This is a genomic window from Actinomycetospora sp. NBC_00405 (assembly GCF_036044095.1).
Classification (GTDB): Bacteria; Actinomycetota; Actinomycetes; order Mycobacteriales; family Pseudonocardiaceae; genus Actinomycetospora; species Actinomycetospora callitridis.
Genome location: NZ_CP107938.1, coordinates 3,002,944 through 3,027,793, shown reverse-complemented (window position 1 = coordinate 3,027,793; position 24,850 = coordinate 3,002,944). Strand labels below are relative to the sequence as shown.

The window sequence follows — 24,850 nt, the reverse complement described above, 5'->3', positions numbered from 1 at the left end:
GCAGGGCACGAGCCTCCCGGCGAGTACCGAACGATCTCGGAGCACCCCGAGTTCGCCGTCGACCACCGCGGTGGATCTACGTCCGGGCACGACCCCACGCCTCGCGGAGGCTCACCCGGGCGCCGGTGCGCAGCACCGAGTTCGCGTAGATGCGCCCGCCGAGGGCCAGCACGGCCGCCGTGAACGCGATCGTGAGGGCGAACGCCAGCACGACCTGACCGACCGGCGCGACGCCCAGCGCGATCCGCGCGGGCATGAACAGGGGGCTGAACGGCGGCAGCAGCGAGATGACCGTGATCGCCGTGCCCCGCGGGTCCGAGGTCAGCAGGTTGAAGCCGACGACGAAGCCGAGCAGCACCGTGATCGTGATTGGCGACAGGACGCTCTGCGTGTCCTCCTGGCGGGAGACCAGCGAGCCGGCGGCCGCGAAGACCGTCGCGTAGAGCGCGAAGCCGAGGAGGTACCAGACCACCACCGACACCACGGTGGACACGAGCCCCGCCCCGCCCGAGAGCACCCCGGCGGCGGCGGCGACCGCGAGGCCCGCGCCACCCAGCACCACGAGCTGCAGGAGGCCGACGGCCCCGAGACCGAGCACCTTCCCCAGCAGCAGCTGCCAGGGCCGGACCGACGACAGCACGATCTCGACGACCCGGCTCGCCTTCTCCTCGACCACCCCCTGCGCGACCATCGCGCCGTAGGTCTGGATGGAGAAGAACAGCAGGAACGCACCGGCGAGCCCGAGACCCAGCCGCTGCCCGGCCTGCGGGTCCGGCGGCTCCGCGGAGACCACGACGGGACCGGACTCGGCCACGGCGGCGTCCAGCCCGGCCGGGTCGACGCCCCGGCCCACCAGGTACGCGTCGCGGGCCACGGCCGTCGTCGCGTCGACGATCACGCGCTCGAGCGCGGCGTCGGGCTCGGATTCGACGTAGACCCGCGGGCGGACCGCGTCGGCACCGACCAGCGCGTCGAGGTCGCCGGCCCGCACGGCCGCCTCGCCCGCGGCGACGTCGGGCTGCAGCACGACGGTGAGCGTCAGGCCCTCGGTGGGCGCCGCGCGCTCCAGCGGGCCTGTGAGCGCCACGGCGGCACCGGTGACGCCGACGCGTGCGGTGTCCTCCCCGGAGGCGAGGGTGGCCACCACCGCCGCGTAGACGCCGAGCAGGAGCAGCACGACGAGGGTGCCGACGACGAACGCCCGGCCCTTGACCCGCGAGGCGAACTCGCGCCGGGCGATGAGCGCCACGGGGCGCAGGGCGCCGTTCATGCGGCGGCTCCGGGCGCCTCGGACGGGGCCGGCGTGCCCGTGTCGGCCACCGTGTCCCGGTAGATCTCGGCCAGCGAGGGCCGGAGGCGCCGGAACTCGAGCACGGGCCCGGTCCGGCGGGCCGCGTCCAGGACGGTGGTCAGCGTGGCGTCGGAGGGGTCGGCGAGCGTCAGCACCGTGCCCTCGTGCGTGAGACGCGTGCCGGCGACGCCGGGCAGGGCGTCCGCCCAGCCGGGCGGGGCCTGCGGCGCGACGACGAGGAGCCCGGGGGCCGAGGCGTCGCGCAGCTCCTCCACGGTGCCCTCGGCGACGGCGCGACCGGCGCGGACGATGCCGACGCGGTCGCAGAGCCGCTCGACGAGCTCGAGCTGGTGGGACGAGAACACCACCGGCGCGCCGGCGTCGCGGCGCTTGCGCAGGACCTCGCTCATGACGTCGACGGCCAGGGGATCGAGGCCCGAGAACGGCTCGTCGAGCACCAGCACGTCCGGGTCGGCGACGAGCGCGGCGGCGAGCTGGACGCGCTGCTGGTTGCCCAGGCTCAGGCGCTGGACCTCGTCGCCGCGACGGTCGGCGATCCCGAGGCGCTCGGTCCACCGGTCGGCCGCGGCGCGGGCATCGGCGGCCGACCGTCCGCGGAGCTCGGCGAGGTAGCGCAGCTGCGTCCCCACGGCCATCCGCGGGTACAGGCCCCGCTCCTCGGGCATGTAGCCGATCCGCCGGCGCGATGCGGCGTCGAGCGGGCGCCCGTCGAGCCGGACCTCGCCCGCGTCGGCGGCCAGCACGCCGAGCGCGATGCGCATCGTCGTCGTCTTGCCGGCCCCGTTGGCGCCGACGAAGCCGTAGAGCTCGCCGGGGCGCACGGTGAGGGTCATCCCGTCCAGGGCCACCGTGGACCCGAACCGCTTGGAGACCCCGTCGATCTCGAGCATCGCTCTCCCCCTCCGCGCAGGCGCGTCAGGATGTCGGAGATCACCAGCCCGGGCCACTCGGGGACCGGGACCACATCGTGACCCTGTTCGTCGTAACGAGATCTGGTGGCGGGGGCGACGTCCCGAGCAGAGTGCGGATCTCGCGGGTGCGGAGGGGAGCCGATGATGCGGCTGCTGACGGTGGCGGGTGTGACGATCCTGCTGTTGCTGGGCGCGGTGCCGCTGGCCGTACCCGGGGTCCCGCGCCTGCCCGGGATCCCCGCGCCCGTGGCCGCCGGGGCCCTGGCCCTCGCCGGGGTCGCGTTCCTCGTCGGGATCGTGTTCCTCCTCCGCGGGGCCCACGTCCGGCGCCGGGCGGAGGCGGCCGAGTCGTCGGCCGAGCCGATGCTCCCGGTCCCCGGCGCCCCCGTCCCCAGCGCCCCGGTTCCCGCCGCCCCGGTGGCCGCCGCCCCGGTCACCCCGGCCCCTCGTCCCGGCTTCGTCGCCGTGCGCACGCGTCTCTAGGGCGGCGACCACAGCCCGGACACCGGCGCGCCGGCCAGCTCTCCCCGCCAGGTCCAGAGCCAGGCGGGCGCCGACCCGCCCGTCCCGTGCACGAGCGCGCGCACCCGCCGGTAGTCCGGCCCCTCGTACTCGTCGAGCACCGGCAGCGACGCGACCGGATCGGCCAGGCGGAGCACCGTCCCGCGGGCCCGCCCCGGACCGCCCTGCCGCAGCGCGGGGTGGCCGCGCCCGGTGTCGTGGACGCGTCCCGGCAGCCAGGCCGGCTCCGGTTCACCGACGACGCGCGAGGCGATCAGGGGCCAGGCCCGCTGTCCCGGCATGAGCGTCCCGTAGACGAACACCCGGTCCGGCCACGCCGCGGGATCCGGCGCCCCGTCCTGGACGGTCACCGACCCCGGGTCGAGCGGCGCGGGCGCGCCGACGAGCTCCCGCGCGGCCTCCTGGTCGACGTCCCGGCACGCCACGGGGGCCCCGTCGACCAGCAGCGGCGCGCGCACCGGGGCGCCTGCCCAGTACGTCCAGACGCCGTCGAGCCGCGCGCCGTCCTCGGTGACCACGCCGACGCCGCGCCCCGGTCGCAGGCGCACCAGGTCGTAGCGCTCCCCGCGTCCCTCGCAGCGGTCCAGGACGGCCACCTGGTCGGGCGTCGCCATCCAGACCGCGTGTGTCTCGACCGCGCCCGGCACCGCGGCGAGCGTCGCCGGACGGGCCCCGTCGCGGGCGCGCAGGCCGGCGGCCCACACCGCGGCGAGCCCCTCCACCCGCGCCCGCAGCACGACGACCGGGCCCGCGAGCCCCAGGTGCTCGCGCAGCCAGGTCAGCTTGCCGGGACACCGGTTGGAGCCGAACGCGAGCACCGGCACCCGGTCGACCATGGACGCAGCACCGCGATCGGCGAGCCAGCGGTCGAGGTCGACGCCCGCCAGGGTCCAGCCGGCCCCGGCCGACGCCGACGGGTCGAGCCGGTGGCTGTGGGCGTCGAGGTGCACGAACGAGAAACCCGGCGCGACCCCGGGGTAGGGGTCGGCCGGGTACTCGTGATCCGGATGCTGACGCAGAGCTCTAGTAGCCCCGCTCGCGGTACTCCTCGAGGCGCGCGGCCTCGTCGCCGACCTTCGTGGTGTCGCCGTGGCCGGTGCGCACGATCGTGTCGCCCGGCAGCGAGAACACCTTGTCGGCCAGCTGCTCGATGAGCACGTTGAAGTCCGAGTACGACGGCCCGGTGGCGCCCGGCCCGCCGTTGAACAGCGTGTCGCCGGAGAACAGCGTGCCGATGTCCGGCGCGTAGAACACCGTCGACCCGGGGGAGTGCCCCGGCGTGTGGATCGCCCGCAGGTCGATCCCGGCGATCGTGAACGTCTCGCCGTCGGTGATCTCGCCGTCCGGCTCGCGGTCCGGGTACGTGAGGTTCCAGATCACCCGGTCGTCCGGGTTGAGGAGGATCGGGGCGTCGAACGCCTCCGCGATGGCCGGCGCCGCGTTGACGTGGTCGTTGTGCGAGTGGGTGCACAGGATGGCCACGACGTTGCGGTCGCCGACCGCCTTCTTGATCGCCTCGGCGTCGTGCGGGGCGTCCAGGAGGACGACCTCGGACGAGTCCCCGATGATCCAGACGTTGTTGTCGACGTCGAACGAGTTGCCGTCGATCTGGAACTGGCCGGACGTCGTCAGGTGCTCGACGCCCTCGCCGACCTTCTCGGCCGTCACAGGATCACCACCGATCGCAGCACGTCGCCGTGGTGCATCTTCTCGAAGGACTGCTCGACGTCGTCGAGCGAGATGCGCTCGGTGACGAACTTGTCGAGCGGGAACCGGCCCTGCAGCGCGAGGTCGACCAGCATCGGGAAGTCGCGGCTCGGCAGGCAGTCGCCGTACCAGGACGCCCGCAGCGACCCGCCGTGGGAGAAGAACGGCTGGAAGTCGGCCTCGAGCTTCATGTCCGGCGCCGGGACGCCGACGAGCACCAGGCGGCCGGCGAGGTCGCGGGCCTCGAAGGCCTGCTTCCACGTGGCCGGGATGCCCACGGCGTCGATGACGACGTCGGCGCCGAACCCGTCGGTGAGCTCGCGGATGCGCTCGACCGGGTCCTCGTTCTTGGCGTTGACGCCGTGGGTGGCGCCGAAGCCCTTGGCCCACTCCAGCTTCCGGTCCTCGGTGTCGACCGCGATGATCGTCGTGGCGCCGGCCAGCGCCGCACCCGCGATCGCCGCGTCGCCCACGCCACCGCAGCCGATGACCGCCACGGTCTCGCCGCGCTTCACCTCACCGGTGTTGATCGCCGCGCCCGTGCCGGCCATGATCCCGCAGCCGATGAGCCCGGCCTGCGCCGGATCGATGTTCGGGTTGACCTTCGTGCACTGGCCGGAGTGCACCAGCGTCTTCTCTGCGAACGCCCCGATGCCCAGCGCCGGCTTGAGCTCCTCGCCGGTCTCCTTGAGCGTCATCGACTGGGCGGCGTTGTGGGTGTCGAAGCACAGGTGGTGCTTGCCCTTGCGGCACGCACGACAGACCCCGCACACGGCACGCCAGTTGAGGATGACGTAGTCGCCGACCTCCAGCCCCTGCACGTCGCCCTCGCCGAGCGCCTCGACGACGCCCGCGGCCTCGTGGCCCAGCAGGAACGGATAGGCGTCCTCGATGTTGCCCTCGCGGTAGTGCAGGTCGGTGTGGCACACCCCGCACGCCTGGACCTTGACCACGGCCTCACCGGGCCCGGGATCGGGGACGACGATCGTCTCGACCGTGACCGGCTTGCCCTTCTCCCGGGATACGACTCCCCGGACCTCCTGCGGCATGTTGCCTCCGTCTTCCTCGCGTGTGCTACCGGTCACCTGTGCCCGGACGACCACCTTGGCATGCGCACCCGAGCATGGTCACTCCCCGCGGCGCCCCGTCCACCGGGGAGACCGACGGGCGGGGCCGCGCCCGGCTCCTCCCACCGGACGCGGCCCCGTACCCGGTTCGACGCACGCCCCGCGCCCGCGGTTCCCTCGAGACGCCGACGCGGGCGGCCACCGAGGTGACCGCCCGCGTCGTGTCGTGGTGATCGACGGAAGAATACGGACACTGGGTGTCAGCGACGGCACGCCGCTGACACCGAGATGCCCGTGAACTCAGACGTGCAGGATCAGCGCCGAGCCCTGGCCGCCGCCGCCGCACAGGCTCGCCACGGCGTAGCCGCCGCCGCGGCGCTGGAGCTCGTGGGCCGCGTGCACGGCGAGGCGGGCGCCGGTGGCGCCGACCGGGTGGCCGAGCGCGATGGCGCCGCCGTCGGTGTTGACCGCGTCGGAGGGCAGGCCCAGCTCGCGGGCGGACTGGATCGCGACCGCCGCGAACGCCTCGTTGATCTCCCAGAGCGAGACGTCCGAGGGCTCGATGCCCTCGCGGCGCAGCGCCTTGAACGCGGCGTTGGAGGGCTGCGAGAGCAGGGAGTTGTCGGGGCCGGCGACCCAGCCGTGGTTGCGGATCTCGGCCAGCGGCCGGATGCCGAGCTCCTCGGCCTTGCGGGCGGACATGATGACCGTCGCGGCCGCGCCGTCCGAGACCTGCGAGGAGCTGCCCGCCGTGATGGCGCCCTCCTTCGCGAACGCCGGCCTCAGCTTGCCCAGGCCCTCCGCGGTGGTGTCGCCACGGACGCCCTCGTCCTCGGTGACCTCGATGGGGTCGCCCTTGCGCTGCGGGACGGGCACCGGGGCGATCTCGGCCTCGAAGCGGCCGTTCTTCGCGGCGTCGGCCGCACGCTGGTGCGACGCGGCCGAGACCTCGTCCATCTCCTCGCGGCTCAGCCCGATGGAGGAGGCGAAGCGCTCGGTGGACGCGCCCATCGACTCGTGGTCGTAGACGTCGGTGAGGCCGTCGGACTCGGTGGCGTCGAGGATCGTCCCGCTGCCGTACTTGTAGCCGCGACGGGCCTTGGGCAGCAGGTAGGGGCCCTCGGTCATGGACTCCATGCCGCCGGCCACGACGATGTCGTACTCGCCGGCCTGGATCATCTGGTCGGCCAGCGCGATGGCGTCGAGGCCGGAGAGACACACCTTGTTGAGGGTGAACGACGGCGTCGACATCGGGATGCCCGCGTCGGTGCTCGCCTTGCGGGCCGGGTTCTGGCCGTTGCCGGCCTGGATGACCTGGCCCATGATCACGTACTCGACCTGCTCGCCGGAGATGCCGGCGGCCTCGAGCGCACCCTTGATCGCCACTGCCCCGAGGTCACCGGCGGTCATGCCGGCGAAGGCCCCGGAGAGCTTGCCGATGGGGGTGCGCTTGCCGGAGACGATGACGGAACCGGGCATGGAGGTCCTCCTGGTCGATGGGTGGCCCGACGGTGGGCCGGAGACGACCGATCACCGGTGTGATCGCGACGTGACGTCGACCACCACGGTGAGCGAGCCGGAGTGCACCGAACGTACCCACTCGGCCCGGGCCGATCCCAGGGTCGCGGGCGAAGGATCACCGCACGATCCCCGGAATCGGTCCAGGTCGCCCGGGGCAGGCTCAGTCCGTGCGTCGTGAGTGCTCGGCGACCGCGGTCATGAGCGGCGGCCACTCGTACCGCAGCGCCTGGTTGCCCATGAAGAGGCCCAGGTGGCCGCCGGGCGCGGTACGCCGCGTGACCTGGTCCGCCGGGGTGGAGACGTGGTCCGCGGCCGCGAAGACCTGCACCGGCGGGGTGATGTGGTCGGTCGCGCCGCCCAGCAGGAACAGCGGGCAGGAGATGTCGCGCATGTCCACGCGGCGCCCGTCGACCTCGAGGGTCCCGTTGATCAGCTCGTTGCCCGCGAACAGGTGCTCGACCAGCCACAGGTAGAAGGCCCCGGGGACGTCCTGGGTGTGCTTGAACCAGTCCTCGAACGCCTCGTAGCGCGCGATGGCGGCCGGGTCGTCGAGGTTCTTCAGCAGGTCGACGTGCTTGGCGATCTCGGCGTCGGGCCGGATCGCGATGAACCCGCCGAGGACGAACGAGCCCGGCATGTTGCCGCCGCCCGCGGCGACCATGGCGCGGTAGGGCAGCTGCCCGAAGCGCTGGGTCATCACCCGCGACGAGGCCCCGATGGGCGTTTCGCCGGCGTGGAAGTCGATCGGCGCGCCGGCCAGCGTGAGCGTGTTGACCTTGTCCGGGTGCATCGCGGCGTAGATCGTCGCGAGCCACCCGCCCTGGCAGTCGCCGACGAGGTTGACCGAGTCACGGCCGACGGTCTCGCGGCAGTGCTCGACGGCGCGGTCGACCACCGCGATGTAGTCGGAGATCGTCGTGCCGGAGGTCTCCCGCGTGGCGCCGACCCAGTCGAGGGTGAACGCGCGGGTCAGCCCCGCCTCGCGGATCACCATCATCTGCGACTGGCGGGGCTGGAAGTCGACGATGCACGAGTCGTGCCCGGCCTGCGGCGGGAGCACGAGCGTCGGGACGACGTCGTCAGCCGGATCCCCCGACGTGGCTGCGCCCTGCGAGAAGTCGCGCAGCCGCGCGATCGGCGTCTCGAAGACGATCTCGTGGTCGTTGTGCCACTGCGGCCGGCGGCGGGTGAGTACGTGACGCCACCAGCGGCGGGCGTCGCGCGTGTTCTGCCCGGGCGTCACCGACTGGGTCAGGGCCCGCTGGAGCACGTAGCCGGCGCCCTTGGTCATCGCCGTCGCGCCGCGGACCGCCGCGGTGGCGTGGTACCCGCGCAGGTAGGCGGCGGGGTCGGGGCTGGGGGCCTCGGACTGGGCCTCGAGCGGGTCGCCCGGAGCGCCCGCCTCGTCGATGGTGGCCGTCATCTCGCACCTCCTCGCGCCCGGGGACCGGGCGCTCGACAGCACCCGGCTCTGGGTGCTGCACGGAACGTACGGCTGCTTGGGATGTTTCGCAACGCGCGCGCTACCGGCGGGTAGACCGATCGGTTCCCTTCCCCTGGGCACGGGTTTGTGACTTCGATGGCACCCGGATCGTGTGGCGCGGACCACGCTCCGGGTACAGACACCCTCGACGACGGTGCCGAACAGCGAAGGAGCACGCATGGGAGACATGACCGGACAGGTGGCCCTGGTGACCGGGGGCGCGCGCGGGATCGGGCGCGCGATCAGCTCGCGTCTCGCCCGGCGCGGGATGAAGGTCGGTGTCGGCTACTCGTCGGACTCGTCCTCGGCCGAGGAGCTCAAGGCCGAGTTCCCGGACCAGATCACCATCCACCAGGGCAACATCGGCAGCCGCGGCGACTGCGAGCGGGTGATCGACGAGGTCATGCAGGCGCACGGACGCATCGACGTCCTCGTGAACAACGCCGGCATCACCGCCGACAAGATGGTCGCCAAGATGGAGGTCGACGACTGGGACCGCGTGGTCCAGGTCAACCTCTCGGGCACCTTCTACATGGCGCAGATCGCCTACCTGCACATGGCCGAGCGCGGCAGCGGCCGCATCGTCAACATCAGCTCGGTCATCGGCGAGGCGGGCAACGCAGGCCAGGTCAACTACGCCGCGACGAAGTCCGGCCTCTTCGGCATGACGATGTCGATGGCGCAGGAGGGCGCGCGCAAGGGCGTCACCGTCAACTGCGTGGCGCCGGGCTACATCGAGACCGACATGGTCGCCGCCGTGCCGGAGAAGGCCATCGAGAAGATCGTCTCCGGGATCCCGCTGCGCCGCCTCGGCCAGCCCGACGAGGTGGCCCGCGTCGTCGAGTTCCTCGCCGACCCGGAGTCGGAGTACATCACCGGGCAGGTCTACTCGGTCAACGGCGGCCTGCACATGTGAGCCGCTGCGCGGGCTCACGGGACCGTCGGGCCAGATCGTCGGGCCCGGTCAGGCCAGGCGGACCGTGAGCTCCGCGCAGACGTCGTCGAGGGCGGCGGCCGACGCCCGGCAGACGCCGGGGAACGACAGGAAGCCGTGCACCGCGCGGGCGTGGTCGGTGTGCTTCACCGGCACACCGGCCGCGCCCAGCCGTGCGACGTAGTCGGCGCCGTCGTCGTGCAGCGGGTCGACCGCCGCCGTGACGACGAGCGCCGGCGGCAGGTCCGCGACGTCCGGCGCGAACAGCGGGGAGCACAGCGGGTCCGTCGGGTCGCCGTCCTCGCCGAGGTAGTGGGTGCGGAAGACCTCCATGTCGGCGCGCGTGAGCACCGGCCCGGTGGCGAAGCGCTCGACCGACGGACGGGTGAACGTCAGGTCCAGCGCGGGGTAGAGCAGGACCTGCGCGTCGATGACCGGCCCGGCTTCCCGGGCCAGCAGGCAGACGACCGCCGCGAGGTTGCCGCCCGCGCTGTCGCCCATGACGGCGAGGCGGTCGGTCCGGGCGCCGAGCGCGGCCGCGTGGCGCGCCACCCACGTCACGGCGGCGTAGCCGTCCTCCCGCCCCGCGGGGTAGCGGAACTCGGGCGCCAGGCGGTAGTCGACCGACACCACGAGGGCGCCGACCCGCGAGGCGACGTGGGCGCACAGCCAGTCGGACTGGTCGAGGTTGCCCAGCGTGCCACCGCCGCCGTGGAAGTTGACGACGACGGGCAGCGCGCGGGCGGTGTGCGGGCGGTAGAGGCGCACCGGGACCGGGCCGATGTCGGTGTCGGCGACGCGGTCGGTGACGAACACCCCGCGCGGCATCGGGCCGAAGACCCGTGACGTGACCACGTTGTGGCTCATGCGCCGTGCCCGGGCCCGCGAGATCTCCTCGGGGCCCATGCGGCTGACCGCGACGGCCCCGGAGACGTCGGCGAACCACGTGAACATCCGCAACCGGACGTCGATGTCCACAGCGCCCTCCCGCGACCGTGCGTGTTCTCAGCGGCGGCGACAGCCTGCACGACGAGTTGCTGCTCACGCCCACTCGAACGGACCACCGATCGGGGTCTGTCGGTGACCGGCGCCCGAGGGACGGGGACGAGCGGGTGAGGCGCGTGTCGCAGCGGCGACACTCCTGGTGGTGCCGGTGGGCGGTTGCTCCGGTCAGAGGCGGCCCGTGCGTCGGTCGACCCACCTGACCGGGCGGCCACTCCGGTCGCCGTAGCGTCCGCATCCGTGAGCAGTCCGCGGCGCAGCGACCCGGCGGAGGCGCGGCAGCTCGAGATGCTGCTCGCCGCCGCGGTGGTCCTCGTCCTGCTCGTCGGGGCCGGGCTGGCCGGCGTGGTGGTGGCGGTCCGCCCGGGCCCCGACGACGCCCCGGCCTACGCGCAGCCCGCTGCGGCGCCCGCCCCGGCCGACGACGCCGCCCGCCGCACCTGGGCGGCCGCCGTCGAGCCCGCGACGGGGGTGCCGGCGCGGGCGCTCGTCGCCTACGCGCGGGCCGAGGTCGCCGCCCGCGACGAGCTCGCCGACTGCGGGGTGTCGTGGGTGACGCTCGCCGGGCTGGGTCGTGTCGAGTCGAACCACGGGCGCTTCGGCGGCACCGCGCTCGACGACCAGGGGCGCCCGGGCGACCCGGTGCGCGGGCCCGAGCTCGACGGCACGGGCGGGAACCGCGAGATCCGCGACACCGACGGCGGGCGCCTCGACGACGACACCACCTACGACCGCGCCGTGGGCCCGCTGCAGTTCATCCCGTCGACCTGGGCCCTGTACGGGGCCGACGGCGACGGCGACGGGGTGAACGACCCCGACGACCTCGACGACGCCGCCCTGGCCGCCGCCCGCTACCTCTGCGAGGACGACCGCGACCTGCGCCGCGGCGACGACTGGCGGGCCGCCGTCCTCGCCTACAACCGCTCGCAGGCCTACGTCGACCGCGTCCGCCGGGAGGCCGTGGCCGCCGCGGACGGGATGCGGTGACGCCGGCGGTGAACCGGCGGTGACCTACCGCCGCGCCAGCCGCCGCTCGCCCAGCGACCCGGTGCGGTACTCCAGCCCGTAGTGGCTGAAGACGCCCGGCTCGTCGGAGGCGTGCAGCTCGCCGTCGGGGTCGATGAACGGCGCCTCGCGGACCAGCTCCCGGCCGAACGCGACCTTGAGGTGGGCCGGGGTGACGACGGCCCCGCCGAGCGGGACGAACACGAGCTTGGTCTTCCCGAACAGCGACGACACCTTGATCGTCGCGAACACCGGCTCGTCGCCGAGGGTGTCGACGTACACGGCCTCGAGGTCGCCGATCTTCGCCTCGACGGGGTCGACGACGGGGCGGCCGCGCCAGTCGCGGATGTTCTCGGCGGGGATCACGGGCGGAACACTACGACGCCGCCCCGGCCGCGCGGAGTCAGATGGCCCTGGGGAGTCAGACCGGCGTCGCCGACGGGGCCGCGGTGTCCGGGCGGGTCTGCTGCGTCGACTCGTCGGTGGCGGGCAGCTCGTCGCGGCCGATCCGCCCGCCGCGGGCGAGGCCCCGCCCGACGGGGTAGGCGAGCGCGGTCGCGGGCAGCGGCCCCTCGTCGCCGCCGAGGTGCACCCGGACCTCGGCGGGCTCGCGCGAGGGGTCCTCGGGCACGCCGAGGCGTCGCAGCGCCTGCCCGGCGACGGCGCGCGAGCTGTCGTGCAGCGCGGTGCCGGGTGGCAGCGCGGCGAGGATGTCCTCGACCACCAGCGGGTAGTGCGTGCAGCCGAGCACCACCGAGCGGCAGCGCTCCGGCGTGCGGGAGGCCGCGAGGGCGACGGCCTCGCGCACCGCCGCGGCGTCGGCGTGCTCGACGGCCGTCGCGAGACCGGGGCAGGCGACCGACTCGGCCTGGCCGGGCGCGGCGAAGCGCTCGAGCAGGTCGCGCTGGTACTCGCTCACCGTGGTGCGCTCGGTGGCCCACACCGCGAAGGGCACGCCGGTGGCCCCGGCCGGCTTCACCGCGGGGACGGTGGCCACCACGGGGCGGTCGGGCTCGAGGGCGGCGCGCAGCGGCACCACCGCCGTCACCGACGCGGTGTTGCAGGGCACGACGACCGCGTCCGCGCCGCGCTCGACGGCGAGGTGCCCGGTGCCGACGACGCGGTCGACGATCCACGGCGACGGCTTGGAGCCCCACGGCATGCCCTCGGGGTCGAGGTAGAGGTCGAGGGCGAGGTCCGGGCGCAGGTGGCGCAACCAGCCCGCGGTGGGCAGCAGACCGCAGCCCGAGTCGATGAGCGCGATGCGCAGTGCGGAGCCCGCCGGGTGCCCGACCATCACCTCGAGTCTAGGACCCCGCACGTCGGGCCATCGCAGCCCTCGGACCATCGCGGCCCTCAGACCATCGCGGCCCTCAGACCATCGCGGCGCTGCCGACGTCCGGGTGCTCGCGGTGGTAGGCCACCATCGCGCCGACGTGCTCGGCGAAGGTCGGGCAGCGCACGCCGACCTCGGCGAGGAGCGCGGTGGTCGCGGTGACGTCGTAGTCGGTGGGGTGGGTCAGGTAGTCCAGCGTCGACGAGGGCAGCTTGAACAGCCGTCCGACGCCCGGCAGGTGGTCGATCGAGAAGCGCGACAGCGAGGTCGGCACGGGCACGACGCGCAGCTTCTTGTCGGTGTGCGCAGCGAAGGCCTCGCACATGCCGAGCACGGTCGGCGGGTGCGGGGCGGCGAGGGCGACGGTGCGGTCGAGGGCGCCCGGGTGCGGCGCGAGCGCGGCGATGGCGTCGACGACGAAGTCGCTGGGCACCAGGTTGAAGTGGACGCGCGAGGGGTCGCCGGGCAGCGGCATCACGGCCACGCGTCCCTGGCGGGCGATGAGCTGCAGCGCGTAGTAGGGCCCGTCGTACTTCTGGGTCTCGCCGGTGCGGCTGTCGCCGACGACCACCGAGGGCCGGTAGATCGTCACCGGCATGCCGGCCTCGCGCGCCTTGGCCACGATCCGCTCGGCCTCGTGCTTGGTGTGCTCGTAGTGGTTGGAGAACCGCTGGCCCAGCTCCAGGTCGTCCTCGAAGAAGAGGCCCGGGTAGCGCCCGGAGACGTAGCAGGTGCTGACGTACTGGAGCCGCACGAGCTCGTCGGCGCCGCGCGCGAGGTCGACGACGTTCCGGGTGCCCTCGACGTTCACCGACCAGGCGAGCTCGGGGGCGACGGACAGGTCGTACACCGCGGCGAGGTGGAAGATCTCCAGGGGCCCGCTCCGCAGGGCCGCGGCCTCGTCCTCGTCGAGCCCGAGCCCCGGCCGGGTGATGTCGCCGACGACGAGACGGGTGCGCCCGGCGAGCGCCGGCTCGGTGGCCTCGAGCCGCTCGAGCGTCCGGCGCGCCCGGTCGAGCCAGCGCTCCTGCACCAGCGCCACGGCCTGCGCGTCGGCGGAACGGCGCAGCGTGCGCGGCAGCAGGGCGCTGCCGAGGAACCCGGGGAAGCCGGTGAACAGCACGGTCGTCGGCAACGCGGCCTCCGGGGAGGATCGGGCCTCCACCGGGGACGATCGGGCGGGGGAGGGTCGGGCAGGGTCGGTGCTGCGAGGAGGACACCATGTCCTCCACGCGCGCGCTCGCCCGTCGCACCGTCGGGCGTTGTGAGTGCTGTCATGGGTGCGCGGTCGGTCGGTCCGGGAAGGTGTCCGGGCGCGGTACCAGGGGAAATCATCACGAACGACACTTGCGGGCGGACAATGCCCTCGGGGACTGATGGGAGGACGTTCGCATGAGCGCGCAGCGCATCGTGGTGGTCGGCGCGGGGTTCGCCGGCTTGAAGTGCGTCCAGCGCCTCGAACGTGAGCTCAAGGGCGAGCTGGCACGCGGCGAGGTCGAGATCGTGGTGGTCAACCCCCACGACTACATGCTCTACCTGCCCCTGCTGCCGCAGGTGGCCGCGGGCGTGATCACCGCGCAGTCGGTCACGGTGCCGCTGCCCCGGGCCATCCACCGCTCCCAGCGCCTGCCGGGCCAGGTGATCGGGCTCGACCTCGAGCGCAAGGTCGCCGTGGTCAAGAAGATCAGCGAGGACGTCGTCGACCTGCCGTACGACCGGCTGGTGATCTCCGCGGGCAGCGTCACCCGTCAGTTCGACATCCCGGGGCTCGAGGAGCACGGGCTGGGGATGAAGAACCTCGGCGAGGCCGCCTACCTGCGCGACCACGTGCTCTCGCAGCTCGAGCTGGCCAACGCGTCGACCGACCCCGAGGAGCGCGCCGCGCGCTGCCACTTCGTCGTGGTGGGCGGCGGCTACGCGGGCACCGAGACCGCCGCGTGCCTCGAGCTGCTCACCGACGCCGCGCTGAAGCGCTTCCCGCGCCTCGACCCGACGCTGGTGAAGTGGACCCTCGTCGACATCGCGCCGCGGCTCATGCCAGAGCTCGGGCAGCGTCTCGGCGAGGAGGCCCTCGACCTGCTGCGCCGCCGCGGCATCGGGGTGCGGCTCGAGACCGGCGTCGAGGAGGTCACCGCCGACAGCGTCACGCTCACCGACGGGGACACCCTGCCGACCAAGACGCTCGTGTGGACGGCCGGCGTCACCGCGAGCCCGCTGGTGAAGCAGCTCGGTGTCGAGCTCGTGCGCGGCCGGGTCAAGTGCGGCACCGATCTGCGTCTCGACGGGTACGACGAGGTGTTCGTGCTCGGCGACGCGGCCGCCGTGCCCGACCTGACCGCCGAGGACCCGGGCTCCACCCTCTGCCCGCCCACCGCCCAGCACGCGACGCGCCAGGCGGTCGTCGCCGCGGACAACGTCGTCGCCTCGCTGCGCGGCGAGTCGCTGCGCGAGTACAAGCACCACGACCTGGGGCTCGTCGTCGACCTCGGCGGCACCCAGGCGGTGGCCCACCCGCTGAAGCTGCGCCTCACCGGGATCGTCGCCCAGGCCGTGACCCGGGGCTACCACCTCTACGCGCTGCCGCTCATGCGCACGCGCGCCCGGGTCGTCGCCAACTGGATCCTGCACTTCTTCGGCGGCGACGACTTCATCCGCATCGGCTTCCTCACGGGGCGCAAGAGCGAGACGTCGTCCTTCGAGGAGACGCGCGACTACCTCTCGGAGGAGGAGATCGCGAAGCGCGCCGCCACCGCGGCCGGGTGACGCGTGACGCCCCCTGAGGACCCGGAGTACCGGGAGGACCTGCTCGCCCGCGACGGAACGCTCCTGCGCCGCTGGGACAACGGCGCGCAGGGCGTGCCCGTGGTCGTGTCCAACGGCCTCGGGGCGAGCCCGACGGCGTGGCCGTTCCTGCACGGCGCGGACTGCGGCTACCACGCGACGAGCTGGCACCACCGCGGTCTCGGTGGTTCGTCGCGCCCGGACGACGAGACGCGCATCGCCGTGGACGACCACGTCGACGACCTGCTCACCGTCATGGACGCGGCCGGGATGTCCCGGGCCCTCGTCGTCGGCTGGTCGGTGGGCGTCGCGATCGCGATCGAGGCCGCCCGGCGCGCGCCCGACCGCGTCGCGGGCCTGCTCGTCCTCGGCGGCGCGGCGACGGGGGCGTTCCGGGTGCTGCCCCAGCTCTCGCCGCTCCCGGCCCAGGTGCCCGAGGGCGTGCACCGCCGGGCGGCGCAGGTCGGGGGGTGGCTGCTGCGGGTGGTCGGGCCGCCGACGGCGGGGCTGATCAACCTGCTGCCCCGGAGCCTGGACGCGGGCCGCGAGGCGCTCGGGCGCGCCGGCGTGGACCCGGCCCAGCTCGACCCCACGGGCTCCGCCGCGCCGATGATCACCCTGGCCGAGGTGGCGCGGGAGTTCGCCCGCCACGACTGGACGTGGTTCTCGCGGCTCGTGCTCGCCGCGGCCGAGCACCCGACGCCGGACGACCTGGGCTCGCTCCGCGTGCCCGTCACGATCGTGTCCGGCGATCTCGACACGCTCGCCCCGCCCGCGGACATGACGGCGCTCGCGGCTGTCCTGCCCGACGCCCGGCTCGTGCGCCTGCCGGGCAGCCACTTCCTGCCCCTGCAGTTCCCCGACGCCCTCGCGGGCGAGCTGGCCGCGCTGGCGACCCGGGCTCAGGTCTGAGTCGTCGGGCCCGAGCCCGTCAGGGCCGAACCGTCAGATCCGGCGCACCAGTCGCTCGGCGAGGAAGCGCAGCGCGAGGTCGTACCCCGTCACCCCGGCCCCGGCGATCACGGCCGTGGCCACCGGGGACACGTAGGAGTGCGACCGGAACGCCTCGCGGGCGTGCACGTTCGACAGGTGCACCTCGACCACGGGGACCGGCAGCGCGGCCAGCGCGTCGCGCAGGGCCACGGACGTGTGGGTGTAGCCGCCCGGATTGATGATCACTCCGCCGTGGCCGGTCATGGCCTCCTGGACGGTGTCGATGAGCGCGCCCTCGTGGTTGCTCTGGCGCGCGTCGACCTCCAGACCGAACTCGGCGGCGGTGCGCCGGCAGCGCTCCTCCAGGTCGGACAGGGTGTCGGTGCCGTAGACCTCGGGTTCCCGGCGGCCCAGGAGGTTGAGGTTGGGCCCGTTGACGACCAGCACGCGGCGGGCGTTCATGCGCCACTCCATCGGGGGTTCATAACCACGCCTTTGTCATTCGGGGGTCAAGCGGACGGGTGGGACGGCCGATGAGAGGGACAGCGCCCAGCACGGGCGGTCTCCCCATCTCGGACGGAGTCTGTATGAGGACGGTTCTGATCTGCGACGACCGGCGCAGTGTCCGCGAGGGACTGACGCGCGTCATGTCCGCGGTCCCCGGCGTCCAGCGCATCGACTGTGTGTCCACGGCCGACGAGCTGCTCACCCGCTACGCCCGCCAGAGCGCGGACGTCGTCTTCGTGGGGACCCAGCGCGCCGTGGCCTCGGGCGCCGAGGCGACCCGTCGCCTCATGGCCGCGCACCCGCAGGCCAACGTCATGGTCTTCGGCGCCCCGGACGACGGCGGCAGCATCGCCGCCGCGATCGCCGGCGGCGCCCGCGGCTACCTGCGTTGGGACGCCTCGCGCCCCGAGCTGGTCGCCGCGCTCGCCCACTCGGCCGCAGGCGCCGAGGTCGGCGCCATGCCCATGCAGCGCGGCGCGCAGCCGGGCGCGGGGGTCAACCTCACCGAGCGCGAGATGCAGGTCCTGCGCGGGATGAGCCAGGGCAAGAGCAACGGCCAGATCGGCCGCGAGCTCTACCTGTCCGAGGACACGGTGAAGACCCACGCCCGCCGGCTGTTCCGCAAGCTCTCGGCGGCCGACCGGGCCCAGGCGGTGGCCCAGGGCTTCCGCTGCGGCCTCGTCTCCTGAGGCAGCTGCCGGGGGGAGACACCCGACGACGTCCCGCCGGGTCGGAGGCGGCAGGAGGTCAGTGGGGCAGGAAGTGGCTGGGCAGGACCGAGGACGGGTCGACCGGACCCGGTGGACGGGCGTACCCCGCATGCGCCCGCCCACCGGGTCCGGTCGGCGTGCCCGCAGGAGCCGGGCCGTGAGGTGCCGCCGTGACGTGTCTCAGGGGCCGACGACGGTCCGGATGGTGTCGTCCCGCAGCTCGGTGCGGGTGCGCGGGTGCGCCCCGAACCGGTGGCGGATGCCGTCGGGGCCGGCGAGCCAGCCCTGGTAGGCGTCGACGGCGTGGTCCTGCCGCTCGCCGCCCTCGCCCCGCACGGTGATCCGGTACGCGGTGTCGCGCGCGAACGTGAACCGGGGGGTCGGCGTCGTGCGCCCCGTCCGAGAGGCAGTGCGGGAGGGGGCACGGGAGGGAGCGGCCATCGCCGCTGATCGTACGGGCACGGAACACCCGTCCGCCGCCCTCGAACGGAGTAGTCGTGAGAAGGTGAGCGACGTCTCGGCTCGGCGCTGACGGAGAGGGTGGACGGGTGACGGAACCCCTCGATACTGGCCCCCTCGATCCGGTGCACGCGGCCTGGTCCGCGGGCCGCGCGGCACGCAACGGCTGGCTGACGGTCCCGGACGCCCACCTCGTCGAGGTCGTGGCCGCGTACGCCGCCGGGCACGACGTCCTCGACGCCCTGACGCTCGATCTCCAGCACGGCCTGTTCGACCGCGCGTCGACCGCTGCCGCGGTCCGCGCCGTCGACGCCCACGGGCTCGCCCCGCTGGTGCGCCTGCCCGCCGTCGACGAGGCCTCCGTGGGGTTCGCGCTCGACCTCGGGGTCCGTGGCGTGATCGCCCCGATGGTCTCCGACGTCGCGACCGCCACCGAGCTCGTCGCCGCGTGCCGCTACCCGCCGGCCGGGCGTCGCTCGTTCGGGCCCGTGCGCACGGCGCTGCGTCCCGGCGCCGACCCCGTGGGGTCCGCAGGCTCCGTCCTCGTGTTCGCGATGATCGAGACGGCCGACGCCCTGGACCGGGCCGGCGAGATCGCCGCGGTGCCGGGCCTGGACGGGCTGTTCGTCGGCCCCGGTGACCTCGGCGTCGCCCTGGGGCTCGGCCCCGCCCAGAACCGCGAGGAGCCCGCGATCCACGACGCGTTCCGGCGCGTCCTCGACGCCTGCGCCGCCGCGGGCACGCGCGCGGCCGTGCACGCCACCCGCGCGCATTACGCCGCCGCCCGGGCCGCCGACGGGTTCTCGCTGGTCACCACGTGGTCCGACGTGCCGGCGCTGCTCGAGGGCCTGGACGGTGCGCGCGAGGGGTTCCGGGGATAGCGGACCGTTCCCGTCCGCCTCACCGGGCACACTGAGCGCGTGCTCGAGACCTCCGCCCGCCTGCTGCGCCTGCTGTCGCTGCTGCAGGCCCGCCCGGAGTGGACCGGCCCGGAGCTCGCCAAGCGCCTCGGCATCACCACCCGCACCGTGCGCCGGGACGTCGACAAGCTCCGCGGGCTCGACTACCCGGTCGAGGTCGGCTTCGGCCCCGGCGGCGGCTACCGCCTCGGCTCCGGGGCCGCGCTGCCTCCGCTGCTGCTCGACGACGACGAGGCCGTCGCGGTCGCGGTGACGTTGCGGACCGCGGCCGGGTCCGGGGTGGCGGGCACGGGGGAGACGGCGCTGGCCGCGCTGGTGAAGCTCGAGCGGATCCTGCCCGCGCGCCTGCGGCACCGGGTCTCGGCGATGCCGGTGGCGATCGTGGCGCCGCGCGTCGCGCCGACCGTCGACCCCTCGGTGCTCGCCGTCGTGGGCGGGGCGTGCCGCGACCGACGCGTGCTCGAGATCGACTACACGGCCCGCGACGGGGCCGCGACCCGTCGGCGGATCGAGCCGATCCACCTCGTCGCCTGGGGTCGGCGCTGGTACCTCGTGGCCTGGGACCGCGACCGCGAGGACTGGCGCACCCTGCGCGTCGACCGCCTCACGCCGCGGCTGGCCCCGGACGGGCTCCCGACCGGGCCGCGCTTCGCCCCGCGCGAGATCCCGGGCGGCGACCCGGCGGCGTTCGTCTCGGACCGCGTCGCCGACGTCCGGCCGTTCCGCTGCGTCGTGCGCGTCGAGGCGTCGGCCGAGCAGGTGCGGGCGACGATCTGGACCGACCAGGTGCGCATCGAGCCGGACGGGCCGGACGCGTGCCGGGTGACGCTCTCCACCGACGACGCCCGCGCCGCGACGATCATCCTGCTGGGGCTCGGGGCGGAGTTCACCGTCGAGTCGCCCGACGCCCTGTCCGAGGAGCTGCGGGTGGTGGCCGCGCGCTACCTGCGGGCCGCCGGGGACGCTCAGCCGACCGCGCCGCCCACCAGGTAGCCAATGCCGTAGGTCGCGGCGAGGCCCAGGGCGCCGCCGATCATCACCCGCAGCACGGCCCGCCTCGGGGTCGCGCCACCGAGCCGGGCGCCGGCCCAGCCCGCAAGCCCGAGGGCGAGGAGCACCACCGCGACGGTGACGGGGACCCGCCACGTGGGCGGGGTGGCGATCACCGCGATCAGCGGCAGGAGCGCGCCGAGAATGAACGCCACCGCCGAGGCGCCCGCCGCCCGCCAGGGGCTGGTCAGCTCGTCGGGGTCGAGGTGGAGCTCGGCGTCGACGTGGGCGGAGAGCGCGTCGTGCTCGGTGAGCTCGACGGCCACCTGCCGCGCGGTCGCCCGCGAGAGGCCCTTCGCCTCGTACAGCTCGGTGAGCTCCTCGAGCTCCTCCTCGGGCGTCTCGCGCAGCTCGCGCTTCTCCTTCGCCAGCTGGGCGCGCTCGGAGTCGCGCTGGCTGGACACCGAGACGTACTCGCCGAGGGCCATCGAGACCGCACCCGCCACGAGGCCGGCGATCCCGGCGGTGACGATGGGGGCGCGCTCGACCGTCGCGCCGGCGACGCCGACGACGATGCCCGCGGTGGACACGATCCCGTCGTTGGCGCCGAGCACGCCGGCGCGCAGGGCGTTGAGCCGCTGGGAGAGCTCGCCGCCGTGCGGCTCGGGGTGGACCTCGCCCGGGGTCCCGGAGCTGCTCACCGTCTCGCTCATGTCTCCAGGGTCCCACGAAGAATGGAATGATTCCAGAAAACTGAGCCTGCCCTCAGTTCGCGCGTGATCCTCACGGCGATCCGGCGCGCGGGAGCGCACGATGGTGGTGCCGGGTGACGCGGACGGGGCCGCCGCGCCCGGCAGGAGGAGGCGCCGTGGACACCGAGGGAGCAGCCGAGCGCGAGGGGCGGGGCGACCCGGAGGAGCACCGGTCACGCCTGCCCGAGCCGAGCGGGCCGCCGGACCTGCGGGTGAGCGACGCCGAGCGCGCGGCCGCCCTGCAGGCCCTGGGCACGCACCTCGAGGCGGGTCGCCTCGACATCGACGAGTTCGGCGAGCGCTCCGCCCGCGCGGCCGTCGCCGTCCACCGGTCCGACCTGGAGCCCCTGTTCCTCGACCTGCCGGCGCCGCACCCGCCGTTGCCCCACCCTCACGTCGCACCGCCGCCCCCGGTGCCGGCGGCGCCGTCCTCCGTGCCCGAGCAGGTCCGGGACCGCCGGCCCGCCCCGGCCGGTCCGGCCCTCGGCGTCGCGCTCGTGATGGTGCTCGTGCTCGTGCTGCCGGCGCTCCTGGTGGGCGCGGCGGCGACGGGCTCGGCCGGCGGCCTGCTGGTGCTCCCGCTGCTGTTCCTGGTGCTCGGCGCGCGGCACGGGCGCTGGCACGGCCGCGGACCCGGGGGCCACGGGCACGGCCACGGCGGGAGGCACGGGCCACACGGACCCTGGTGAAAACGGGGGTGGCGCGCCCGCCTCGGATGAGGTTAGGCTTGCCTCATCGCTGCGCGGTGTTGTGGTGGCGCCAGCGGCAGCGGCGAGAGGTGGCCCCGGGCTCGAGGGACGAGCCCGGGGCCACCGATCCCCCTTGGATACCACGTTTCGCCCCTCCGCGCTCCCATCGAGCGCGTGACCAGCGGCGACGGGATCCGGTGACTCCCCCTGCCGCACGGTCGCGTGAGTCGTCGGCGCTTCGAGGTGCCGCCGCGCGGGGCGCAGGGGAAGCTGTGTCCGTTATGGGGATCATCGAACGGGTCGTGCTTCTCGACGAGTCCGGGGCGGCGACGGGGACGGCGGCCAAGGCCGAGGTCCACCACGACGCCACGCCGCTGCACCTGGCGTTCTCCTGCTACGTGTTCGACGGGCGCGGCAACCTGCTGCTGACCCGGCGCGCCCGCAGCAAGAGGACCTTCCCCGGCGTGTGGACCAACTCGTTCTGCGGCCACCCCGCACCGGACGAGCCGATGGACGAGGCCGTCCGCCGTCGCGGGCGCCAGGAGCTCGGGATCGACCTCGACGGCCTGCGCCTCGTCCTGCCCGGCTTCCGGTACGACGCCGAGCAGGGCGGGGTGCGCGAGAACGAGATGTGTCCCGTCTTCGTCGCCCGCACCCACGACGTTCCCCGCGAGCCGGACCCCGGCGAGGTCGACGAGATCCGCACCGTGCCGTGGGCGCCGTTCCGCGACGAGGTCCTCGCCGAGCGCTGGTCCGGGATCTCGCCGTGGTGCGCCGACCAGATCCGCCTGCTCGCCTCGCTCGGCCCCGAGCCGGGCCGCTGGGCCACCGCCGACCCGGCCGCGCTGCCCCCGGCGGCGTTCCTGGCGTCGTGAGTCCTGGGCGTCGTGAATTCTCGGTCCCGCCGATGAGTCGGCGCGGCCGCGGGAGTTCCACCGGGTGAGGACGCCATCCGAACCCGGGAGGACAGCCCCATGGCCGACAACGACGCCGAGCGCGAGATCCGCGAGCTGATCGAGCGCTGGGCCCACGCCGTGCACGTCGGCGACCTCGAGACGGTCGTCGCGGACCACGCCGAGGACATCGTCATGTTCGATGTGCCCCCGCCCCAGAACGGGATCCGCGGTCTCGCCGACTACACCGCCGCCTGGCCCCCGTTCTTCGAGTTCCAGGCCTCCGGCGGGTGCTTCGACATCGTCGAACTGGAGGTCACCGCCGGCGCCGACGTCGCGTTCGCCCACGCCCTGCTGCGCTGCGACACCCCCGAGGCCGTCGCCGCCCGCCCCGACCTCCGGCTGCGGCTCACCCTCGGCCTGCGCCGCGACGAGGGCCGCTGGGTGGTGGCACACGAGCACCACTCGTTCCCCGACGAGAGCCACGTCGTGGAGGAGGACCAGCAGGCGGTCCGCGAGGTGCACCGGAAGTGGGCGCAGGACACCGCCGCCGGTGACCTCGACGCGCTCGTCGCGCCGATCGCCGACGACATCGTCTCCTACGAGCAGGAGGGTCCGCTGGAATACGTCGGCATCGACGAGGTCCGCGAGGTCTGCCGGGCCGGGCTCGAGGCCACGCCGGAGTCGGTGCGCTGGGAGATCCCGGACCTCCGGGTCGTCGCCGGCGGCGACATCGCGGTCTCGTGGGGGATCGACCACATCACCCCCGGCCCCGACGCCGAGTCGGTGCTCTCCCGCGGCACCCGGGTCTTCCGGCGGACGGGCGAGGGCTGGTCGATGATCCACCAGCACCTGTCGTTCCCCGTCTGACCCACGCCACGTCGCGGATCTCGTGGTCGGTGTTCTCGCCGATCGGGCGGTGGTTGTCGGGGGTCGGTTCTAGAATCGAACGTATGAGCGAAGGCGTGGGTGTCGTGGAGCGCGAGGCGCTCGCGGCTGCCCGCGCCGAGGAGATCGCCGGCAATCAGGCCTACTACCGGCGTCTGGAGCGCATCGCGGAGATGGATCGTCTCGGGCTCGCGGCGGTGACGGGGGACCGCAGCACCGAGCGGTTGCTGCAGGAGAGCTGGCGGCTGGACCCGTCGAAGGCCGGGCGGCTGGTCGCCGAGGCCGAGGACCTGGCGCCGCGCTTGTCGCTGCACGGTCAGCCGCTGCCGCCGCGGCTGCCGTGCACCGCGACGGTGCTGGCGTCGGGGGAGGTCTCCCCGGAGCACGTGGCGATCATCCGCCGCACCATGACCAAGATTCACAAGATGGAGCACGTCGACCCGGCCGAGGTGCCGGCCGCGGATGCGTATCTGGCGGAGAAGGCGACGCTGTTCCCGCCGGCGACGTTGCGGCGGCTCGCCGAGGCGTTGCTGGCCAAGCTGGACCCCGATGGTGCGGCGCCGGACGAGGACGCCGACCTGTTCGACGACCTGACGATGACCTCGGGCCAGGACGGCACCCTGGAGATGCGGATCCGGATCCACGACGCGGTCGACGCCGAGTCGATCCGCGAGGGCATCGGGGTGCTGGCCACCCCCACCGGTTCGGACGATCACCGGTCGTTGGGGAACCGGCAGGCGTGCGCGTTCAAGGAGGTGTTCGCCGACGCCCTCGGTCCGAACGGGCTGGTCACCGACACCCGCCACAACGAAGCCGACAACTCGGGAGCTGACGCCGCCGCCGCCGACGCCGACGCCGACCACACGGGAGCCGACGACACGGAAGCCGACGAGCCCGATGCCGTGGACGCCGGCGAGGACCCGCCGCTCGAGGACGCGCTGATCCCCGAACCCCGCCGCCCCGAGCCCGCGGCAGCACCAACGCCGGCACCGGAGACCACTCGCGGACCCGGGCGGGCGCTGTTGACGATCACCATGGACCACCGCTGGCTCCAGCTCGCGATCGGGCACGGCACCCTGGACTCCGGGGCCCTGTCCGACCCGGCCACCGTCCGCCGGTGGGCCTGCGACGCCGACATCGTCCCCCTCGTCCTGGGCTCGAAGTCCGAGCCGCTGGACATCGGGCGCCGCTCCCGGCTGATCCCCGATGCGATGCGTCGGGCGCTGACCTTCCGCGACGGCGGCTGCGCGTTCCCCGGCTGCACCCGCCGACCCCGCCGTTGCCACGCCCACCACATCGACCACTGGGGTGAGGGCGGACCGACCTGCCTCGACAACCTCACGCTGTTGTGCCGGCATCACCACCAGGTCATCCACCACGGGCACTGGCGGATCGACATGATCGACGGGCTCCCGTGGTTCACCCCGCCACCCTGGATCGACCCCGACCGACAACCCAGACCCGGCGGACGACCAGCCGCTGTCGTCTGAGCGACCCGGAACGCTTCGAAAACCGAAGTATTCGCGGG

The 24,850-nt window shown here is 74.2% G+C and carries 26 protein-coding genes; 12 read left to right on the top strand and 14 right to left on the bottom strand.

What is annotated here, in order from left to right; genetic code table 11:
* Positions 1-76: 76 nt before the first annotated feature.
* Positions 77-1,270 carry an ABC transporter permease gene (locus OG774_RS14880; RefSeq protein WP_328301738.1) on the bottom strand — a complete coding sequence of 398 codons (1,194 nt, stop codon included), beginning with the start codon at positions 1,268-1,270 and terminating at the stop codon, positions 77-79.
* Positions 1,267-2,202, bottom strand: coding sequence for an ABC transporter ATP-binding protein (locus OG774_RS14875; RefSeq protein ID WP_328301736.1), 936 nt, complete (start codon positions 2,200-2,202; stop codon positions 1,267-1,269). Before OG774_RS14875 ends, OG774_RS14880 begins: the two co-directional genes overlap by 4 nt.
* Before the next feature lie 162 nt (positions 2,203-2,364).
* On the opposite strand from OG774_RS14875, the gene OG774_RS14870 reads away from it, so the two are divergent.
* Positions 2,365-2,706 (top strand): hypothetical protein, encoded by a 342-nt coding sequence (locus OG774_RS14870; RefSeq protein WP_328301734.1) that lies wholly within the window; start codon positions 2,365-2,367, stop codon positions 2,704-2,706.
* On the opposite strand, the gene OG774_RS14865 is transcribed toward OG774_RS14870, so the two are convergent.
* From OG774_RS14865 to OG774_RS14845, 5 genes are all read right to left on the bottom strand, one after another.
* Complete coding sequence (locus OG774_RS14865; protein WP_328301732.1) at positions 2,703-3,695, bottom strand: gamma-glutamylcyclotransferase family protein; 993 nt, start codon at positions 3,693-3,695, stop codon at positions 2,703-2,705. The genes OG774_RS14870 and OG774_RS14865 overlap by 4 nt on opposite strands.
* A 73-nt stretch (positions 3,696-3,768) precedes the next feature.
* Entirely contained in the window at positions 3,769-4,413 is a 645-nt protein-coding gene (locus tag OG774_RS14860; RefSeq protein WP_274192667.1) for an MBL fold metallo-hydrolase, read from the bottom strand.
* Entirely contained in the window at positions 4,410-5,501 is a 1,092-nt protein-coding gene (locus OG774_RS14855; protein ID WP_328301728.1) for an S-(hydroxymethyl)mycothiol dehydrogenase, read from the bottom strand. The genes OG774_RS14860 and OG774_RS14855 overlap by 4 nt, the downstream gene beginning before the upstream one ends.
* 318 nt (positions 5,502-5,819) lie before the next feature.
* Positions 5,820-6,998 (bottom strand): acetyl-CoA C-acetyltransferase, encoded by a 1,179-nt coding sequence (locus OG774_RS14850; protein ID WP_328301727.1) that lies wholly within the window; start codon positions 6,996-6,998, stop codon positions 5,820-5,822.
* 202 nt (positions 6,999-7,200) lie between these two features.
* Entirely contained in the window at positions 7,201-8,463 is a 1,263-nt protein-coding gene (locus tag OG774_RS14845) for an alpha/beta fold hydrolase (RefSeq protein ID WP_328301725.1), read from the bottom strand.
* Between the two features lie 247 nt (positions 8,464-8,710).
* Between OG774_RS14845 and OG774_RS14840 the strand changes: the two genes are divergently transcribed.
* Positions 8,711-9,439, top strand: a complete 729-nt coding sequence (locus tag OG774_RS14840) for a beta-ketoacyl-ACP reductase (protein WP_328301723.1) — start codon at positions 8,711-8,713, stop codon at positions 9,437-9,439.
* A gap of 48 nt (positions 9,440-9,487) precedes the next feature.
* Here OG774_RS14840 and OG774_RS14835 read toward each other — a convergent pair whose 3' ends face one another.
* Positions 9,488-10,435 carry an alpha/beta hydrolase gene (locus OG774_RS14835; RefSeq protein ID WP_328301721.1) on the bottom strand — a complete coding sequence of 316 codons (948 nt, stop codon included), beginning with the start codon at positions 10,433-10,435 and terminating at the stop codon, positions 9,488-9,490.
* A 264-nt stretch (positions 10,436-10,699) separates the two neighbouring features.
* Here OG774_RS14835 and OG774_RS14830 point away from each other — a divergent pair, with 264 nt between their 5' ends.
* Positions 10,700-11,446, top strand: coding sequence for a lytic murein transglycosylase (locus OG774_RS14830; protein ID WP_328301719.1), 747 nt, complete (start codon positions 10,700-10,702; stop codon positions 11,444-11,446).
* Between the two features lie 24 nt (positions 11,447-11,470).
* Here OG774_RS14830 and OG774_RS14825 read toward each other — a convergent pair whose 3' ends face one another.
* The 3 genes from OG774_RS14825 to OG774_RS14815 all read right to left on the bottom strand — a co-directional run bounded on the left by OG774_RS14825 (position 11,471) and on the right by OG774_RS14815 (position 13,935).
* Complete coding sequence (locus OG774_RS14825) at positions 11,471-11,830, bottom strand: PRC-barrel domain-containing protein (protein ID WP_274192674.1); 360 nt, start codon at positions 11,828-11,830, stop codon at positions 11,471-11,473.
* A 55-nt stretch (positions 11,831-11,885) separates the two neighbouring features.
* The gene (locus tag OG774_RS14820; protein ID WP_328301714.1) at positions 11,886-12,761 is read right to left on the bottom strand and encodes a glutamate racemase; all 876 of its coding nucleotides are present in this window, start codon (positions 12,759-12,761) and stop codon (positions 11,886-11,888) included.
* A gap of 76 nt (positions 12,762-12,837) precedes the next feature.
* Positions 12,838-13,935: an SDR family oxidoreductase gene (locus tag OG774_RS14815; RefSeq protein WP_328301712.1), complete on the bottom strand. Its 1,098-nt coding sequence runs from the start codon at positions 13,933-13,935 to the stop codon at positions 12,838-12,840.
* 257 nt (positions 13,936-14,192) lie between these two features.
* Between OG774_RS14815 and OG774_RS14810 the strand changes: the two genes are divergently transcribed.
* Together OG774_RS14810 and OG774_RS14805 are read left to right on the top strand one after the other, a co-directional pair.
* Positions 14,193-15,563: an NAD(P)/FAD-dependent oxidoreductase gene (locus OG774_RS14810; protein WP_328301710.1), complete on the top strand. Its 1,371-nt coding sequence runs from the start codon at positions 14,193-14,195 to the stop codon at positions 15,561-15,563.
* Between the two features lie 3 nt (positions 15,564-15,566).
* Positions 15,567-16,493 (top strand): alpha/beta fold hydrolase, encoded by a 927-nt coding sequence (locus OG774_RS14805; protein ID WP_328301708.1) that lies wholly within the window; start codon positions 15,567-15,569, stop codon positions 16,491-16,493.
* Positions 16,494-16,526: 33 nt separating this feature from the next.
* On the opposite strand, the gene aroQ is transcribed toward OG774_RS14805, so the two are convergent.
* Complete coding sequence (aroQ, locus tag OG774_RS14800; RefSeq protein WP_328310687.1) at positions 16,527-16,976, bottom strand: type II 3-dehydroquinate dehydratase; 450 nt, start codon at positions 16,974-16,976, stop codon at positions 16,527-16,529.
* A gap of 125 nt (positions 16,977-17,101) precedes the next feature.
* On the opposite strand from aroQ, the gene OG774_RS14795 reads away from it, so the two are divergent.
* A complete protein-coding gene (locus OG774_RS14795; RefSeq protein ID WP_274192680.1) occupies positions 17,102-17,710 on the top strand; it encodes a response regulator transcription factor in 609 nt (202 codons plus the stop codon).
* 201 nt (positions 17,711-17,911) lie between these two features.
* On the opposite strand, the gene OG774_RS14790 is transcribed toward OG774_RS14795, so the two are convergent.
* Positions 17,912-18,172 (bottom strand): hypothetical protein, encoded by a 261-nt coding sequence (locus OG774_RS14790; protein ID WP_328310683.1) that lies wholly within the window; start codon positions 18,170-18,172, stop codon positions 17,912-17,914.
* 107 nt (positions 18,173-18,279) lie between these two features.
* Here OG774_RS14790 and OG774_RS14785 point away from each other — a divergent pair, with 107 nt between their 5' ends.
* Together OG774_RS14785 and OG774_RS14780 are read left to right on the top strand one after the other, a co-directional pair.
* Positions 18,280-19,071 (top strand): HpcH/HpaI aldolase family protein, encoded by a 792-nt coding sequence (locus OG774_RS14785; protein ID WP_328310681.1) that lies wholly within the window; start codon positions 18,280-18,282, stop codon positions 19,069-19,071.
* A gap of 39 nt (positions 19,072-19,110) precedes the next feature.
* Positions 19,111-20,103 (top strand): helix-turn-helix transcriptional regulator, encoded by a 993-nt coding sequence (locus OG774_RS14780; protein WP_328310679.1) that lies wholly within the window; start codon positions 19,111-19,113, stop codon positions 20,101-20,103.
* Here the strand turns inward: OG774_RS14780 and OG774_RS14775 are convergent.
* Positions 20,076-20,813 carry a VIT1/CCC1 transporter family protein gene (locus tag OG774_RS14775; RefSeq protein ID WP_328310677.1) on the bottom strand — a complete coding sequence of 246 codons (738 nt, stop codon included), beginning with the start codon at positions 20,811-20,813 and terminating at the stop codon, positions 20,076-20,078. The two genes, OG774_RS14780 and OG774_RS14775, sit on opposite strands and share 28 nt — an antisense overlap.
* A 155-nt stretch (positions 20,814-20,968) precedes the next feature.
* On the opposite strand from OG774_RS14775, the gene OG774_RS14770 reads away from it, so the two are divergent.
* The 4 genes from OG774_RS14770 (at position 20,969) to OG774_RS14755 (ending at position 24,812) form a co-directional block, all read left to right on the top strand.
* Positions 20,969-21,541, top strand: a complete 573-nt coding sequence (locus OG774_RS14770; RefSeq protein ID WP_328310675.1) for a DUF1707 SHOCT-like domain-containing protein — start codon at positions 20,969-20,971, stop codon at positions 21,539-21,541.
* Positions 21,542-21,831: 290 nt separating this feature from the next.
* On the top strand, positions 21,832-22,416 hold the full coding sequence (gene idi, locus OG774_RS14765; protein WP_328310960.1) for an isopentenyl-diphosphate Delta-isomerase: 585 nt from the start codon (positions 21,832-21,834) through the stop codon (positions 22,414-22,416).
* A gap of 99 nt (positions 22,417-22,515) precedes the next feature.
* Positions 22,516-23,304, top strand: a complete 789-nt coding sequence (locus tag OG774_RS14760) for a YybH family protein (RefSeq protein ID WP_328310673.1) — start codon at positions 22,516-22,518, stop codon at positions 23,302-23,304.
* A gap of 83 nt (positions 23,305-23,387) precedes the next feature.
* Positions 23,388-24,812 carry an HNH endonuclease signature motif containing protein gene (locus OG774_RS14755; protein WP_328310671.1) on the top strand — a complete coding sequence of 475 codons (1,425 nt, stop codon included), beginning with the start codon at positions 23,388-23,390 and terminating at the stop codon, positions 24,810-24,812.
* Positions 24,813-24,850 lie beyond the last annotated feature (38 nt).

What these genes read in the sequence shown, in the direction of transcription:
- OG774_RS14880 (WP_328301738.1), bottom strand. Translation starts at nt 1,270, where the DNA reads ATGAACGGCGCCCTGCGCCCCGTGGCGCTCATCGCCCGGCGCGAGTTC.
- OG774_RS14875 (WP_328301736.1), bottom strand. Translation starts at nt 2,202, where the DNA reads ATGCTCGAGATCGACGGGGTCTCCAAGCGGTTCGGGTCCACGGTGGCC.
- OG774_RS14870 (WP_328301734.1), top strand. Translation starts at nt 2,365, where the DNA reads ATGATGCGGCTGCTGACGGTGGCGGGTGTGACGATCCTGCTGTTGCTG.
- OG774_RS14855 (WP_328301728.1), bottom strand. Translation starts at nt 5,501, where the DNA reads ATGCCGCAGGAGGTCCGGGGAGTCGTATCCCGGGAGAAGGGCAAGCCG.
- OG774_RS14850 (WP_328301727.1), bottom strand. Translation starts at nt 6,998, where the DNA reads ATGCCCGGTTCCGTCATCGTCTCCGGCAAGCGCACCCCCATCGGCAAG.
- OG774_RS14845 (WP_328301725.1), bottom strand. Translation starts at nt 8,463, where the DNA reads ATGACGGCCACCATCGACGAGGCGGGCGCTCCGGGCGACCCGCTCGAG.
- OG774_RS14840 (WP_328301723.1), top strand. Translation starts at nt 8,711, where the DNA reads ATGACCGGACAGGTGGCCCTGGTGACCGGGGGCGCGCGCGGGATCGGG.
- OG774_RS14820 (WP_328301714.1), bottom strand. Translation starts at nt 12,761, where the DNA reads ATGGTCGGGCACCCGGCGGGCTCCGCACTGCGCATCGCGCTCATCGAC.
- OG774_RS14810 (WP_328301710.1), top strand. Translation starts at nt 14,193, where the DNA reads ATGAGCGCGCAGCGCATCGTGGTGGTCGGCGCGGGGTTCGCCGGCTTG.
- aroQ (WP_328310687.1), bottom strand. Translation starts at nt 16,976, where the DNA reads ATGAACGCCCGCCGCGTGCTGGTCGTCAACGGGCCCAACCTCAACCTC.
- OG774_RS14795 (WP_274192680.1), top strand. Translation starts at nt 17,102, where the DNA reads ATGAGGACGGTTCTGATCTGCGACGACCGGCGCAGTGTCCGCGAGGGA.
- OG774_RS14790 (WP_328310683.1), bottom strand. Translation starts at nt 18,172, where the DNA reads ATGGCCGCTCCCTCCCGTGCCCCCTCCCGCACTGCCTCTCGGACGGGG.
- OG774_RS14775 (WP_328310677.1), bottom strand. Translation starts at nt 20,813, where the DNA reads ATGAGCGAGACGGTGAGCAGCTCCGGGACCCCGGGCGAGGTCCACCCC.
- OG774_RS14760 (WP_328310673.1), top strand. Translation starts at nt 22,516, where the DNA reads ATGGCCGACAACGACGCCGAGCGCGAGATCCGCGAGCTGATCGAGCGC.
- OG774_RS14755 (WP_328310671.1), top strand. Translation starts at nt 23,388, where the DNA reads ATGAGCGAAGGCGTGGGTGTCGTGGAGCGCGAGGCGCTCGCGGCTGCC.